At 42.0% G+C, this 14,758-nt stretch carries 18 protein-coding genes; 14 read left to right on the forward strand and 4 right to left on the reverse strand.

Annotated features, from left to right (window positions below; translation table 11 throughout):
* The first annotated feature begins 80 nt into the window (after positions 1-80).
* The 5 genes from JI665_RS14370 to JI665_RS14390 all read left to right on the forward strand — a co-directional run bounded on the left by JI665_RS14370 (position 81) and on the right by JI665_RS14390 (position 3,772).
* Positions 81-623, forward strand: a complete 543-nt coding sequence (locus JI665_RS14370) for a GNAT family N-acetyltransferase (protein WP_206840236.1) — start codon at positions 81-83, stop codon at positions 621-623.
* A 366-nt stretch (positions 624-989) separates the two neighbouring features.
* Complete coding sequence (locus JI665_RS14375; protein ID WP_206840237.1) at positions 990-2,480, forward strand: potassium/proton antiporter; 1,491 nt, start codon at positions 990-992, stop codon at positions 2,478-2,480.
* A gap of 213 nt (positions 2,481-2,693) precedes the next feature.
* Positions 2,694-2,885: a helix-turn-helix transcriptional regulator gene (locus tag JI665_RS14380; RefSeq protein WP_009331775.1), complete on the forward strand. Its 192-nt coding sequence runs from the start codon at positions 2,694-2,696 to the stop codon at positions 2,883-2,885.
* Positions 2,878-3,456, forward strand: coding sequence for a peptide deformylase (gene def, locus JI665_RS14385; RefSeq protein WP_206840238.1), 579 nt, complete (start codon positions 2,878-2,880; stop codon positions 3,454-3,456). The genes JI665_RS14380 and def overlap by 8 nt, the downstream gene beginning before the upstream one ends.
* A gap of 103 nt (positions 3,457-3,559) precedes the next feature.
* Entirely contained in the window at positions 3,560-3,772 is a 213-nt protein-coding gene (locus tag JI665_RS14390; RefSeq protein ID WP_206840239.1) for a hypothetical protein, read from the forward strand.
* A gap of 308 nt (positions 3,773-4,080) precedes the next feature.
* On the opposite strand, the gene JI665_RS28975 is transcribed toward JI665_RS14390, so the two are convergent.
* On the reverse strand, positions 4,081-4,212 hold the full coding sequence (locus JI665_RS28975) for a hypothetical protein (protein WP_280516093.1): 132 nt from the start codon (positions 4,210-4,212) through the stop codon (positions 4,081-4,083).
* 128 nt (positions 4,213-4,340) lie between these two features.
* On the opposite strand from JI665_RS28975, the gene JI665_RS14395 reads away from it, so the two are divergent.
* From JI665_RS14395 to JI665_RS14415, 5 genes are all read left to right on the forward strand, one after another.
* Complete coding sequence (locus tag JI665_RS14395; protein ID WP_206840240.1) at positions 4,341-5,168, forward strand: DUF2935 domain-containing protein; 828 nt, start codon at positions 4,341-4,343, stop codon at positions 5,166-5,168.
* A gap of 110 nt (positions 5,169-5,278) precedes the next feature.
* Positions 5,279-6,094, forward strand: coding sequence for an amino acid ABC transporter substrate-binding protein (locus JI665_RS14400; RefSeq protein WP_206840241.1), 816 nt, complete (start codon positions 5,279-5,281; stop codon positions 6,092-6,094).
* Positions 6,081-6,782 carry an amino acid ABC transporter permease gene (locus tag JI665_RS14405; RefSeq protein ID WP_206840243.1) on the forward strand — a complete coding sequence of 234 codons (702 nt, stop codon included), beginning with the start codon at positions 6,081-6,083 and terminating at the stop codon, positions 6,780-6,782. Before JI665_RS14400 ends, JI665_RS14405 begins: the two co-directional genes overlap by 14 nt.
* An 18-nt stretch (positions 6,783-6,800) precedes the next feature.
* The gene (locus JI665_RS14410; protein WP_206840245.1) at positions 6,801-7,535 is read left to right on the forward strand and encodes an amino acid ABC transporter ATP-binding protein; all 735 of its coding nucleotides are present in this window, start codon (positions 6,801-6,803) and stop codon (positions 7,533-7,535) included.
* A 244-nt stretch (positions 7,536-7,779) separates the two neighbouring features.
* Positions 7,780-8,415, forward strand: coding sequence for a histidine kinase (locus tag JI665_RS14415; protein ID WP_206840246.1), 636 nt, complete (start codon positions 7,780-7,782; stop codon positions 8,413-8,415).
* A 31-nt stretch (positions 8,416-8,446) separates the two neighbouring features.
* Here the strand turns inward: JI665_RS14415 and JI665_RS14420 are convergent, their stop codons facing one another.
* The 3 genes from JI665_RS14420 to spoIIP all read right to left on the reverse strand — a co-directional run bounded on the left by JI665_RS14420 (position 8,447) and on the right by spoIIP (position 10,561).
* Positions 8,447-9,193 carry a (S)-benzoin forming benzil reductase gene (locus tag JI665_RS14420; protein WP_206840247.1) on the reverse strand — a complete coding sequence of 249 codons (747 nt, stop codon included), beginning with the start codon at positions 9,191-9,193 and terminating at the stop codon, positions 8,447-8,449.
* Between the two features lie 65 nt (positions 9,194-9,258).
* The gene (locus JI665_RS14425; protein ID WP_206840248.1) at positions 9,259-9,441 is read right to left on the reverse strand and encodes a hypothetical protein; all 183 of its coding nucleotides are present in this window, start codon (positions 9,439-9,441) and stop codon (positions 9,259-9,261) included.
* Complete coding sequence (gene spoIIP, locus JI665_RS14430; RefSeq protein WP_206840249.1) at positions 9,428-10,561, reverse strand: stage II sporulation protein P; 1,134 nt, start codon at positions 10,559-10,561, stop codon at positions 9,428-9,430. Before spoIIP ends, JI665_RS14425 begins: the two co-directional genes overlap by 14 nt.
* Positions 10,562-10,734: 173 nt before the next feature.
* Between spoIIP and JI665_RS14435 the strand changes: the two genes are divergently transcribed.
* From JI665_RS14435 to rodA, 4 genes are all read left to right on the forward strand, one after another.
* A complete protein-coding gene (locus JI665_RS14435; RefSeq protein ID WP_244671198.1) occupies positions 10,735-11,190 on the forward strand; it encodes a hypothetical protein in 456 nt (151 codons plus the stop codon).
* Positions 11,191-11,344: 154 nt separating this feature from the next.
* Positions 11,345-12,109, forward strand: coding sequence for a FixH family protein (locus tag JI665_RS14440; RefSeq protein ID WP_244671199.1), 765 nt, complete (start codon positions 11,345-11,347; stop codon positions 12,107-12,109).
* A gap of 262 nt (positions 12,110-12,371) precedes the next feature.
* Positions 12,372-13,154, forward strand: coding sequence for a DUF4931 domain-containing protein (locus JI665_RS14445; RefSeq protein WP_206840251.1), 783 nt, complete (start codon positions 12,372-12,374; stop codon positions 13,152-13,154).
* 409 nt (positions 13,155-13,563) lie between these two features.
* Positions 13,564-14,736 (forward strand): rod shape-determining protein RodA, encoded by a 1,173-nt coding sequence (rodA, locus tag JI665_RS14450; protein WP_206840252.1) that lies wholly within the window; start codon positions 13,564-13,566, stop codon positions 14,734-14,736.
* Positions 14,737-14,758 lie beyond the last annotated feature (22 nt).

Here is a 14,758-nt window from a genome sequence, read left to right on the forward strand (position 1 = left end):
GCTTTGCATATATAACTGTCAAAAAGAATTCTCTTTTCACTCCTAATATCTTATTATAAAAGGAAAAAACAGGAGAATCTATGAAAACCACAATTGTCAATGGAAAAACAATTAATGCAGGTATGCCTGAGCTATGCGCTAAAAAAAGGGCTGATGCTGATCAGAAAATGATTAAAAAGGATATTAAGATTGTACAGATCTCAAAAGATTACGAGACTGCTGCAAAAGAATTAATACTGAAAGGATTCCAGGAACGCTTCGGATTTATTGACCATTCTTTAAATCCTGATTTGAATTGCCTTACAGAGACGTATAGCGCTGAAGGAGATTTTTTTCTGGCTGGTTTGATTGAAAATGAACTGGTGTGTACGGGTGCAATTACCAATGTAGGCAAAGGGGAATGCAGGCTGCAGCGAATGTCTGTAAAAAAGGAATTCCGGGGTCAGGGCATTGCCGGAATGATGGTACGCCAACTGGAGGATCGCGCCAGAGCAGCCGGTTATAGAAAGGTTGTTCTCGAAACAAATATGGCCTGGGATAGCGCTGTGAACCTCTATAAACGCTGCGGATATATGGAGTATTATATGGAAGATGAGATGATTCATTTATCTAAAGAAATTTAGCGGATTTGCCTAATGGCAAGTCCGATTTTTATTTAAAAGCATGCATATGAGGTGCGATGTTACATAATATATGTTATAATGTATTTATGTTACATTAAAAAATCGATAAAGACAGTGAAAGCGGTAAAAGATAATCTTATGCTGGAAACAGCCGGCGATTCACTGCCACTTCTTTTCTTAAATACAAATATCAGCTCTGAACCATGCTAAAGGCTTGTCACGAGCTGCTGTCATCATCTCTCCGGGCATTACACTAAGTTAAACTCAAATCCGCCTTTTTTTCTTTCAAAACACAAGTCATTCTCCACTATGGATAAACTTTTTATGTAACCTTGATAAAAATCTAAATAAAGAAGGTGATTCGTATTGGCTGAATTTATTTGGCACACAGATGCACTTATCCTATTGGCTGCTATTCTTTTTATTACTGGAGTTATGACAACTAAATTTTCTGCAAGGCTTGGGGTGCCTGCTCTTGTTCTCTTTATCGCGGTAGGAATGGGATTGGGGCAATTCATTTATTTTGATAACGCGAGAATTGCGCAGATGATCGGGGTTTTGGCCTTTATCATTATTTTGTTTGAAGGAGGACTGCAGACGAACTGGAAAACAGCCCGGACAGTCATTGCACCTTCCTTATCATTGGCAACCTTAGGCGTGGTGATTACCACCGGGCTTGTTGCCGTGGCGGCAAAGTTTATTCTCGGTGTAGATTGGACTGTTGCGGTGCTTTTTGGTGCGATTGTCGGTTCGACTGATGCAGCTGCCGTTTTTGCTGTATTAAAAGGGCAAAATATAAAGCCCAGGATTTCCGCAACACTGGAAGCAGAGTCTGGCTCCAATGATCCCATGGCAGTATTCCTGACAGTTGCCATGATTGAGCTGATTATGACTCCCGGCTCCGGCATATTCTCACTTGTTGGTTCTTTCTTTATCCAAATGGGAGTGGGAGCTATAGCTGGTCTCTTGTTTGGCAAATTCGCAATATGGTCATTGAATAAAATTAACTTGGATTCAAGCGGGCTTTATCCCGTTTTTGCCACAGGATTTGCCATGCTGACATATGGAATAACTGCTTATCTGGGGGGCAGCGGCCTTCTCGCTGTATATGTGGCGGGTATCATGATTGGGAACGCAGACATTGCCTATCGCCACTCTGTTTTCCGTTTTACGGAAGGTTTTGCCTGGATGATGCAAATTGCGATGTTCGTTATTTTGGGCCTTCTGGTCTTTCCAAATGAACTTTTCCATTCTGATATTTTGCTAAAAGGCCTGGCTCTTTCAGCACTTCTTATATTTGTTGCCAGACCTGCTGCTGTGTTTCTAACCACCATTAAAATGGGCTTTTCGATGAAAGAATTGATCTTCTTATCCTGGGCAGGATTAAAAGGTGCCGTGCCAATCGTTCTGGCCACTTTCCCGCTGTTATCCGGTGTGGAAGGAAGTCATGAAATTTTCAATGTTGTCTTTTTCGTTGTCCTGACCAGCGCTCTTATCCAGGGATCAACGATTACATTGTTAGCAGAAAAGCTCGGTTTGACTGGTCCTGAAAAGGCTACTCCCATGCATTCACTGGAATTGGTTTCCCTTGGAAAAGCAGATGCAGAAATGATTGAATTCGAAATAGAAGAAGATGCCTTCATTATCGGGCAAAATCTGATGGAGATCCCCTTTCCTGAAGGCGCACTTGTCAACGCAATCATTCGTAAAGATGAGTTAATTACTCCAACAGGCAACACCCAAATTGAGCAGGGAGATTTTCTTTATATCCTTACAAAAAGAAAATATAAAAGAGATCTCAAGCTGCTGCTGAAAAAGAAAAAACCAGCTGAAACTTTGGTAGAAGCAGAGGCGTAGTCAAAAAAGGAACCAGTGTGGAGGAGATCTGCACTGGTTTTTTTGCACTTTCGCGGATATGGCAAGTAAAATCGCGGATAAACTGGAAATTTCGCGGTAATCTTCTATATATTAGCGGATAAATTTTTGAACAGCTACTAATGTCCAAAGTATTGGACATTCTGCCGCCTGAAATGCTACTATAAAAACAGTTTCGGCCCAAAAGGTGATAGGATGAAAAATAAAATAAAGGAAATACGAAAAAAGCTGGGCATAACTCAGAAAAGGCTCGCTCAAGAGTGCAGTGTGGCCAGGCAGACAATCAATTGCATAGAAAATAATAAATATGATCCCACACTGGAGCTCGCTTTTAAAATTTCTAAAACATTAAAAGTAAAGGTAGATGAATTGTTTATTTATGAGTAAATTTAATGCGGATACGACCATCACTATGAAAGATATTGTGCGGGAAGGGGATCCTATCCTGCGGGAGACAACAAAAGAAGTCGCATTGCCTTTAACTGAAGAAGATCGCGGAACACTGACTGCGATGATGCAATATTTGAAGAACAGCCAGGATCCTGCCATTGCAAAAAAATATGGCTTGCGTCCGGGCATTGGGCTATCTGCCAACCAAATTGGCCTAAACAAATGCATGTTTACTGCCTATTTTACCAATGAAAAAGGTGAGCCTCAGGAGTATTTCATAATTAATCCGAAGATCATCAGCCACTCTGTCGGTGTGATTTTCCTGCCGGAGGGTGAGGGCTGCCTGTCTGTTGACCGTGACGTAAAAGGGTATGTGCCCCGTTATGAACGCATTAAGGTAAAAGCCCATAATCTTGAGGGAGAAGAAGTGACACTCCGGTTCAAGGGTATCCCGGCCATCATTATGCAGCATGAAATCGACCATCTGAACGGAATAATGTTTTATGATCGAATTGATAAAAATGACCCGTTCAAGATGCCGGAAAATTCGGTTATGGAGAATTTTTAGAAGCATAGACCATGGGTTTATGCTTTTTGTTTTATGGGAACAGGATGTGGTAAATATTTTATAACCACTTATAACAAACTATAACAAAAGGAGGATTAGGCAAATGGATGATAAAACTGCTGAAACCAATATCAAGCTAAATGAAAAGCTGGAGGATCAGACTATTCACTCCCAAATGAACAGCAAGACAGAAACAGAGGATGCCAACCTAAAGTTGCAAGAAGCAATGAATAATCGTGATGAGGAACAAAACATGGCTCCAGCCTATCTTTATAACAACACGCCAGCCATTAAAATTTCAGGAAATGACGAATAAACCGGCTTCGACAAGGAAGCCGGTTTTCTATTAAAAGATTAAAAGTATAACTTTGAACTTCGATAACTGTCTAGCTCCAGGCGCCATCGGCTCTCGGGTCTAAGCCAATCCGTCCAAAAGGTTAAAGAACAACCTTTCAGCCGGCTTGTCTTATGCTTGAGGCCCGCAGGACAAGGAAGGCTTCGTCAGCATTGCATCGCACGACCGAAAGCGGCAGCTTTTGGGAGGATGCGGGTCATGCAGACGTTGCCACAGGACGTGGCGGTTTTAGTCTGCGTTCCTAGGTAGGCGGGCGCCTTGCGCTTTTCTTAATCCAAATCAGTCTTATCCTTTTGATCTTTATTCCTCTTATTGCCCTTACTGTTATCTCCGCTGATGGCTGATTGATTTCCTTTTGGTGAGTTTTGATTATTACTGCCTTTATTGAACTTTTTTGTCATAGCGATTCTCCTTTCTTATAAATGCTTCCTTATTTTTTCTAAAGCGCTCCTTTTTTATCCGGACCGGCCTTCATCTTTCCTTTATGAAAAGCATATACATCTAAAAGGATTATGATGGGGGGATCTATATGAATGAAATAGGATTGACGCCTTGGGAGGAGCATGCCTTTTGGCTGGAGATTCTTGAAGACCATGCGATCTTTGTCAGGGACTTTCTTTCTCCAACAGAAGGCAAGTATGTAAAAAGAGCGGATGAATACAGACAAGCCTTCCGTAATCTTAGGAATAAGCTTAATCTGGTACCTCCTTCTGCACAGGCCAGCTCACAGGAAGCAATTGCGATGGCCATGGAGATATGGCCGGTTGCAAACGGTTATTTTCAGTTCGAAGGAAAGCTGCAGAATTTGAGAATCAATAATTTGATCAATCTTAATCTCTCGCCAACCTACTTTAATGGCACATTAAGTGAAAATCAGGAATATCTGCGCCTGCTGACTTATTATACAAATGGACAGACACCGCCGCCGCAATCCCTTTTTGATTTGCTGGATTTGTGGCTTGAGGACCAGCTGGGACATATCATTCTTTTAAGAAACTCGATTGATCCAATTGAGGTTTTTGTTGATGACCAGGCAGAAACCTATACTAGGATTTTTCAGGGCTTCGTTGTACAGAACAGGCATATGAAGGGATATCTCCGGTTTACTCAGCCAGGGTTTCCGCGCCAGCAGGAAATGGCCCGGGATGTGGGGATGGCTGTGATTGAAATGAATGAATACATTAAAGGCATTGTCCAAAAATACACCGGCAAAAGAATTCTTAATAAAGCGACGCTTCGATTTCTCGAACATCATTTCCCTGAAGCCTGTTATTTAATTAAAAAACTCAGCTACTATGCTCCCGAACTGGGTGAAGAAGCTTCTAAATGTTCTTTGAAAAAACCATCTTATTCATAGCATCCTTAAGCCCTCTTTTAGAAAGAGGTTTTTTTTCTTTAGCCTCCTATAAACTAACCACTTTAGGAAAAGATAAAATATAATCCATTTCTCAAGCAGGAGGCAAACACATGAAAAAGACTATTTTTAGTGCTGTTCTAATCTGTTTAGTTTTAATTATTTCAGGGTGCGGAACGAATAAAGCAAATCCTGAAAATCAGGATAAAAATGTTTCAGAAGAGCAGGATTTATGGGCAAAAGTCCAGGATGAGGGAAAGCTGTTAATAGGAACAGAAGGCACTTATCCGCCATTCACGTTCCATGACGACAAAGGCGAGCTTACCGGTTTTGATGTGGAAATCTCAAAGGAAGTGGCCAAAAGGCTTGGTGTGAAGCCGGAATTTCTGGAAACACAATGGGATGCCATGTTCGCCGGATTGGATTCAAAACGTTTTGATATGATCGCAAACCAGGTGGGGATTCGCCCTGATCGCCAGGAGAAATACGACTTTTCGGATCCTTATATTTCTTCTGCAGCTGTTTTGATTACACATGAATCCAACAATTCAGTTTCAAGCTTTGAAGATATAGAGGGTTTGAAAGCCGCACAGTCCATGACGAGCAATTATGCAGATCTGGCAAAGTCATATGGGGCGGAAATTGTAGGAGTCGACGGATTTAACCAGGCGATTGAACTGATTAATTCAAAGCGTGCAGATGTTACACTCAACGATAATTTGTCTTTTTTGGATTTTAAAAAACAAAAGCCTGATGCTCCAGTCAAAATCGCAGACGAATCCGAAGACGCTTCCCAAAGCGGCCTAATGTTCAGAAAGGGCAGCGGTACATTGGTTGATGAAGTCAATAAAGCCTTGGAAGAAATGATTGAGGATGGCACTTACTTGAAAATTTCAGAAAAATGGTTTGGTGAAGATGTACTTAAATAGTATATTCATCGATCCGGAAAGGGTCGAAAGACTTATAGAGATTGGCAAGAATTCATTTCAGCCATTGCTGGAGGGTGCCATTGTCTATACCATCCCATTAACACTGATTTCATTTATATGCGGGCTGGCATTGGCAATCTTTACGGCACTTGCCCGCATTTCAGGAAATAAGGCGCTGGAGACGATAGCCAGAATTTATGTATCAGCCATAAGGGGCACACCGCTTCTTGTGCAGCTGTTCATCATTTTTTACGGGCTTCCGACGATTGGTGTCATTATAGATCCTTTCCCCTCAGCGATCATAGGATTCTCGCTGAATGTAGGGGCGTATGCTTCCGAAATTATCCGGGCAGCCATCCTTTCAATCCCAAAAGGACAATGGGAAGCGGGATATTCCATAGGCATGTCTTATTCGCAGACGCTTAAGAGGATTATCCTTCCGCAGGCATCCAGAGTATCAATACCGCCGTTATCCAATTCATTCATCAGTCTTGTAAAAGATACCTCTCTGGCTTCCATGATTCTGGTTACAGAGATGTTCCGAAGAGCACAGGAAATAGCCGCAACTAATTATGAATTTTTGCTTCTTTATACGCAGGCTGCCTTCATATATTGGGTGATTTGCTTTATGCTCTCGATCGTGCAGGGAAGGCTTGAACGCCGTCTGGACCGATATATTTCTTCATGAAAAGAGGCAGTGCTATTAATGATTAATATTAAGGATTTGCATAAGCAATTTGATCAGCTGAAAGTACTGAAAGGAATTAATTTGGAAGTGACGAAAGGAAAAGTGGTTGTAGTGATTGGGCCATCCGGCTCCGGAAAAACGACCTTGCTGCGGTGCTTAAATGTGCTGGAGCAGCCTACTTCAGGCCTGCTTGCCATTGGAGATCAAGTCCTCGACTTTTCTCAGCAGGTCTCGAAAAGGCAAATACCTCCCTTCAGACGCCTTACGGGAATGGTTTTTCAGAACTATAATTTATTTCCGCATATGACTGCAATCGAAAATGTCATGGAGGGGCCGGTTACAGTGAAAGGCGAATCAAAGGAAGCGGCAAAGGAAAAGGGGGAAGTGCTTTTAAGAAAAGTTGGATTAGCTGATAAATCTGCCTATTATCCTTTTCAGCTTTCAGGCGGCCAGCAGCAGCGGGTAGGGATTGCACGTGCTCTTGCAATGGAGCCAAAGGTTATGCTATTTGATGAGCCTACTTCGGCACTGGACCCTGAACTAGTTGGAGAAGTGCTGAGGGTGATGAAGGATCTGGCCGCTGAAGGAATGACAATGGTGGTCGTTACTCATGAGATGAGATTTGCAAGGGAAGCAGCGGATGAAGTCATTTTCATGGACGGCGGTATTGTAGTGGAACGCGGCAAACCTGAACAGATATTCTACAGTCCAAAAGAAGTCCGCACCAGCCAGTTCCTGAATTTAATTCAATAGACAGACCTCTGCAGACAGGCAGAGGTCTATTTTTATCAAAAAAATGCTTCCTTAACAGGAAGCGGAAAAAAAGGGGGATTTACACTTGTAGAATTAGTATGCCCGGGCAGAGTATTTCTTATTCATACCTTCTAAAAATTAATAATTGATTTAAACACATTCTCATGGATCCCTTTTGCTGCGGGGTTTATTTCATGGTATTCGTGCTATACTGAAAATAGAATCCGGTGATAGAGGTGTAAAAATGAAGGAAAATATTTTAATATGTGTAAGCAATCCCAATCATGCGGAAATACTGACCCAAAGAGGAAAAAAACTGAAGGAAGCATTTCAGGGGGATGGCTATATTCTATCCGTAGAAAACCGGAAGCACGAAGAGCTTAACTTTAACGAGCTTCAGACAAAATATTTATTCGAAAGTTTAGCAGATAAATACGGACTGAAGATGCTCTCCAAGTTTGCCGAGGGCAAAAAAATCGCCAGGGTGATAGCCGATGTGGTAAAGGAGCATAATATTACCCAGATTATCCTTGGGCAGGCTGTTCAAACCAAGCTGGAGCGGATGGTAAAGCATTCGCTGATCAATGATTTATTCCAGCTGCTTGAAGGAGTAGATATACATGTCGTAGAAGTTTCAAGAAAGGTTCATGATCCTTCTGACGACTGGGATAAGGGGCTGCCGGCCATGATCGTCAAGAAAGGCTCCGATTATCATTTAATCATTGGAGAAGATCATGAAAATGGAGTAAAGGGCATCTTTTTTAAAGAATTATCATCCGACTTCTCGAACGGTTTTTTTGTTATACAAAAAGATAATAACCATGAAGTGCTCCGTATTCACCATGGTGTTGTAGATAGTAATATATTGGGAGATAAATAAGCCGGCTCATCCAGCCGGCTTTTGCTGCTTTTTAGATTAAGTCATTTACATAATAAACTTTTCCGCTCTCAATTTCCTTCTGCAGAAGCAAATTGACTAGTGCATTAGCCACAGTTTCCGTATCCCTTAGCATGCCTTTCTCCTTATATGCCTGGAATTTTTCAAGATCATGAAATGCTTCCTTCGCTGATGAACGTATGGTTCCCTGCATAGCAGTGTCCATAACACCGGGACTAAAGGCAATAATCTTTTGGGTGCTGCCTGCTGTCAGCAGCTCCAATGCAGCTGTTTCCGTAAACATATTAATTCCGGCTTTTGTGCTGCAGTAAGCACTCCATCCCTGTATGGGCCTTTCAGCAGCACCTGAAGTAATGTTGACAATGGTCATTTCACTTGAAACTTCACGCAGCAGGATGTTGGAAATCATAATAGGAGCAATCAGATTAACGTGAGCATTTTGAATTAATGCCGCATGATCAAGGTTTCCGGCAGTACCAATTGGATCAATGACCCCTGCGTTATTAAATACATATAGGGTTTCCGGCTGTTTTTCCTTCAATAGTGCTGTCAGTTCTCTGAAAGCAGATTCAAGCTCATCCGGTGAGGACAAATTGCAGAAATATTGGGCAAAGAATAATTGATTCTCTGCAGCAAGTGTTGCCAGCTCAGGATTTTCAGTCCTTGATACAGATATGATGCCAGTTCCTTCTGTAATCATTCTTTTGGCAATGGATGCTCCTAAACCTTTGGATGCACCTGTTATGATAGCTATTTTCATTTTGATCACTCCTATTTCCTGTTTGATTCTTCTATTAAAACAGAAAATAATTATTTTTTCCTTAATCAGCCATTGTGGTCCTTTCTGAATGCCTTCATTTCATCTTCTATTAAATTGATGATTGAGAGGATAATTCCTGAAAATAGGCTGGCAATCGTAATGATGCTTATGCCAAACAGAAGGTAAAGAATACATGTGCTGAAAAAAGTAAACAGGAGACAATAATGGCAAGCCTTAATTTTCCGCATTGACTGGCTCTGCCTTCCAGTAATATTCACTAAACACATCAGCAAATGCTTTGATGGAGTTATTCAGTTCATCCAGATTGTTTTCAACACCTCCGAATTCCAGCAAAAGAGCCCGCTCGGAAAGATCCTGATTGTAAATGCCGTTGCCTTCACTTTTTCCTTTAACAAAAACTCCCCTGCTTATTCCTTTATATTTTGCTTCCAATGCTTTATGGAGCTCGGTAGCCACTTTTAAGTTCTGTTCATAGTTTTTGTGCTCTTTGCCGACGACAAAAAACAGTCGCGCGTATGGTTCCTGGCCAATTACTGCGGTTGTTTTCCCTCGGGGAAGCGAATCCCTATGGATATCAATCAGGAATTTAACATCCTTATTCTCTGCCATGGCGGATTGTACAGTTTCTCTGGACATGGCATAGGAATTTTCCCAGTTCCAGCCCTTCTTTTTCAGTTCTGAGGCAATATTGGTTTTATCATGCTCAGCACCAATGCCTTTTCTCGCCAGCTCTTCACTAAGCTTTTTCCCGACAGCAATAACATTCACCTGTTCATTTGGACTAACGGCCTCATCAGTATCCTTTACATCTTTTAAAAGCGGAGCGAACGATTCCCAGCTGTGGGAATGGTAAATAAGAACCCCTTTTTTGTCCGGAATAACTGGAGGAGCCGTATTTTCTTCATTTTGACCGTCATTCATAGCAAGTTCTTTTTCTTTTAAAAGGACTTCTAGGGGAGGGGCAGATTCCACTGGAAGGTTGGTAAAGTCGGTACCTTCTCCGGCAACAGCAATACCAGTGTCGAAGATCGAAAAACCAGGCAGCTCCCGGCCAAGGAACGTTCTGATATCCTTCGGCTGTGTGTTGGTTGCCAGCTTAAATAGGGTTCCGGATAGGGAATAGCTTTCAGCGGGAAATTCCTTGTGAAAATAATGATTCTCAGCTTTCAAAATGTGAATGAAGAGCTGGTCGGCTTTAATGTCCTTAAGCAGCACATTCATATGTGACGAGGTGAAGGCAGCCGGATAAAGCGCAACAACCCCAGCGAGCGCCACTGCTGCACAAATACTGAAAATCCAGCTGTTTATATAAAAGAAAATAGAATGGACTCTTAATTTAGAATTCATATAAATCCCTCCATTCTCTAAATATATGACGGATTAGCTGATTTAGAAGATGGGGAACGCTCTAAAGAAAAGGAAAAACCGGGCAGAATGCCGAAATCATAAAAAGAGATGCTGAAATGAACTAATTCTATTTGTATTTAGATTTATAAGCCTGTATAAAGGAGATGCATTATATGGCACAGCCAGCATTAATTGAAAAAGACGAACATAAAAAAATAGCCATAAGCTTATTCAATAAAGTGTGGGATTTAATGGAAAATCCTGATAGAACCGATGAGGAAGACCACGAAATGATACATATGGCGCATGCATCGTGCTATCATTGGGGTGTCGCAGGTCAGCCTGTTAATCTGTCAAGGGGAGAGTGGCAGATATCCAGGGTATATACAGTCTTAAACAGAGCTGAGCCTGCTCTCTTTCATGCTAAAAGAAATCTTGAAATTTGTCTTTCTAACAAAATTGGAGACTTTGATCTGGCATTTTCTTATGAAGCTCTAGCCCGTGCATATAAACTAGCCGGCGATGAGGAAAATGCACACCAGTATAAAAAGCTGGCTTGCGAGGCTGCAGAAGAGATAGCGAAAGAAGGGGACAAAAAAGTGGTCCTGAATGATCTTGCTTCCATCTAGTATATAACTCATAATTAAAAGCAATCCTTTGTACTGAATCTCAAAAGGCCTGAAAGGGTCTTTTATTTTTTGAAAAGATTTCATTGTTTTATCACAAATGGCTTTTATATTGATAATATCAAAAGACAATATAGAAAAAGAGAGGGACACTAAATTGAAAAAGTTATTATTCAGCATAATGGCGAGCTTGCTTGTTCTTGGCGGATGCAGCCAATCAGAAGAAGAAAAGCCTGCCAAAAACGACGAAGTGCCGCAAATCATTGAAGCAGTCATCCAGGTGCCTGAAACCATTGATCCGGGTGAGGAGGCAACCCTTGCCGTCACTGTCAGACAAGGCGGTGAGGCCGTAACGGATGCGGATGAGGTGAAATTTGAAATATGGCAGGAAGGACAAAAAGAAAACGGTGAAATGGCAGAGGCAAAGCACGACTCAGAGGGGAGATATACAGCTGATCATATATTTACAGAAGAAGGCCTCTACTATGTTCAGTCCCATGTAACGGCAAGAAGCCAGCATACAATGCCAATGGTTTCCATACAAGTTGGCGAGGCAAAAGCGGAGGACCCGGGAACGGAGCATGAACAAGAAAATGAGGGACATGAAGAAGGCCACTCTCACAGCCATGGCGGAGAAGTATCCATTGAGCTGCAGGCACCTGACCAAATTCATGTAAACGAACAAACAGCTTTATCTGCCATGGTTGATAATGAAGGGGAACCGCTGGCGGATGCTAAAGTAAAGCTTGAAATCTCACTTAATGGCGCAACGCCTCAATGGGTGAACATGCCTGAAACGGAACCGGGCAAATACACTGCCGACCATCAGTTTAGCGATGCGGGCACATACACCATCACGACACATGTTGAAAAAGGCGACGATATTCACGAGCACACAGAAACTGAACTAACGGTGCAATAAAGCATTAATCAGCGGGGTTCTTTCATGCCCTGCTGATTTTTTGTTGGGTCAGGCAGAAGTTATTTAATTATACAGATGAACTTTAGCTGTAGTTTGGGATCCTGCAGGGCAAGTTCGGACAGGAAAGGCAGAAAAAGGCCGGAGTCTGTCCGAACCTGGGTCTCCTTCGGGCAAGAGCGCCAAAGAAACTGCCTCAGATACTCCGCTTTCATTTTCATGATAATATAAGGGGAGAGATTACAGAAAAGCAGGTGTCAAAGAGATGTCAGAAACACATTTGCATTTTAATACGGGAATTGGGGTCCAAAAGCCTAATAGCATTCGGAATAAGGATATAAACTGCCCTTTTTGTGCAAGGGAGGAGCTGACGGATATTATCGCCGTTGAGGATTCAATTATTTTGCTGAAAAATAAGTTTCCTGTTCTGGAAAACTCCTATCAGACCGTGCTGATTGAAACGGATCTATGTGACGGTGAGCTATCCATTTATCCTGAGGAGCATTTGGTCAGGCTGATTTCATTTGGATTAAAACATTGGCTTCAAATGGAAGAGAGCGGAGAATATGAGTCTGTTTTATTTTTCAAAAACCACGGTCCATTATCCGGGGGGAGTATTGCCCATCCGCATATGCAAATAGTCGGATTGAGAAATATTGATTACAAGGAAAAAATTCAGGCAGAGGACTTTGAAGGCCTCCTTATACATGAGGAAAGCAATACGGTGTTCACTTTATCCACTTCACCTAGAATCGGTTTTTATGAATTCAATGTAAAGCTTGCCGATCAGGATTATATTCCGTACTTTGCAAAATGCATCCAGGCAGCTGCCCATTATATTCTGAATGCCTTTCCATTTCCAAGCAATAGTTATAATTTGTTTTTCTACAGGCTGGGCAGGGATATTTACGCAAAAATTGTTCCCCGCTATATTACCACACCAATTTTTATTGGCTACAGCATCCCTCAGGTACCTAATAATCTTGAATGGATGAGAGATGATATAAAAGTGAGATATTTCAGCGGGAAGTTTAAAGCCAGGCCTTAATGCCTTGTGTACCCGATTGATGGGTACCTTAGACGGATGCTGAATATGGACGGAAATAACCATTCTCAGTAATCGTAAAAATTTGAAATAATACCCATTCGCTTTTAGAAGTTGTGATTTATCTCTATAAAAAATATAATGAAATATTGTAGCGGGGAATAATGTGAGGTACATACCTATTCCTTGCGCTGTGCTCCGTTATGCCTTAAAAGCTAAAGGCAAATGGTTTTGTTAATTGATAAGAATATATGAATTCTGAAGTTAGATTACTGTCTAGTTCCAGCGCCTGCCCCCTCGAGGTCACAAGCCGAGCCCCCCAAAAAGGCATAGGACGCCTTTCCGTGAGGCTCGTCTTGTGCTTGTCGGGGGTGGGCAAGGCGCTTCCGCTTTTCTTTAAAGGAGAATGATCATGACCTCAAATCGATATACACCTCCTAAGCTGGATTGGGGCTTAGTATTAATATTGATGCTTTTATTTCTAGTAAGTGCCGTTTCCATTTACAGCGCACAGACAACGGGACAATATACAGAAAACTTCCTTTTGAAGCAGGTTGTCTGGTATGCCGTTGGAACAGGAATCATCGCTGCGGTAATCACACTGGATTCCGATCAGCTGAAGAAGATTTCCTGGTATGTGTACGGCCTGGGAATTGTACTGCTTGGATTCCTGATTGTGGCGCCATCAAGCATTGCCCCGGTCATTAATGGGGCGAAGGCATGGTACAAGGTTCCGGGTATGGGTTCCCTGCAGCCTGCAGAACTTGTTAAAGTGTTTATTATTCTGGTATTAGCGAAAACAATTGACGAGCATCACCAAAAAAATGCATATAAAACCATGCAGACTGATTTATGGCTGCTCATTAAACTGGTTGGTTTAACAATGGTGCCGCTGCTGCTGGTTATGCAGCAGCCTGATTTAGGGACAAGCCTTGTATTTCTGGCAATCATGCTTGGCATGATATTCATTTCAGGAATCAGCTGGAAGCTTCTGGCGCCAATATTTGGAACAGGAGCCGCTCTTGCAGGGACTATTCTGTATTTTGTTTTATGGCATCCGGATATTCTGGAGAAGTATTTAGGGGTAAAGGAATATCAGTTTGCACGTATTTATTCCTGGATTGATCCTTATAACTATCAAAGTTCAACCGGATTTCAACTGACACGCTCCCTCCTTGCCATTGGATCAGGGGAAACAAGCGGGAAAGGATATGGAACGAGGGAAGTCTATCTTCCTGAAAGCCATACCGACTTTATTTTCAGTATCGTAGGGGAAGAATTTGGTTTTGTAGGCGCAAGCATTGTCGTCAGCCTTTTCTTTCTGCTGATTTACCATATTACCAAGATTGGCATGGAAACCAATAACAATTTTTATACCTATATTTGTGTAGGTGTCATCAGCATGGTTACATTCCATGTCTTTCAAAATATCGGGATGACCATCGGCCTTTTGCCAATCACAGGCATACCGCTTCCTTTCATCAGCTATGGAGGAAGCTCGCTGATGGGGAATATGCTGGCCATGGGGCTGATTTTCTCGATCCGCTATCACTATAAAAAGTATATGTTCTCGACAAATGATTAAAATTGAAAGAGCGGGCTGCGAA

The organism is Bacillus sp. NTK034 (assembly GCF_017303275.1).
GTDB lineage: Bacteria > Bacillota > Bacilli > Bacillales > Cytobacillaceae > Cytobacillus.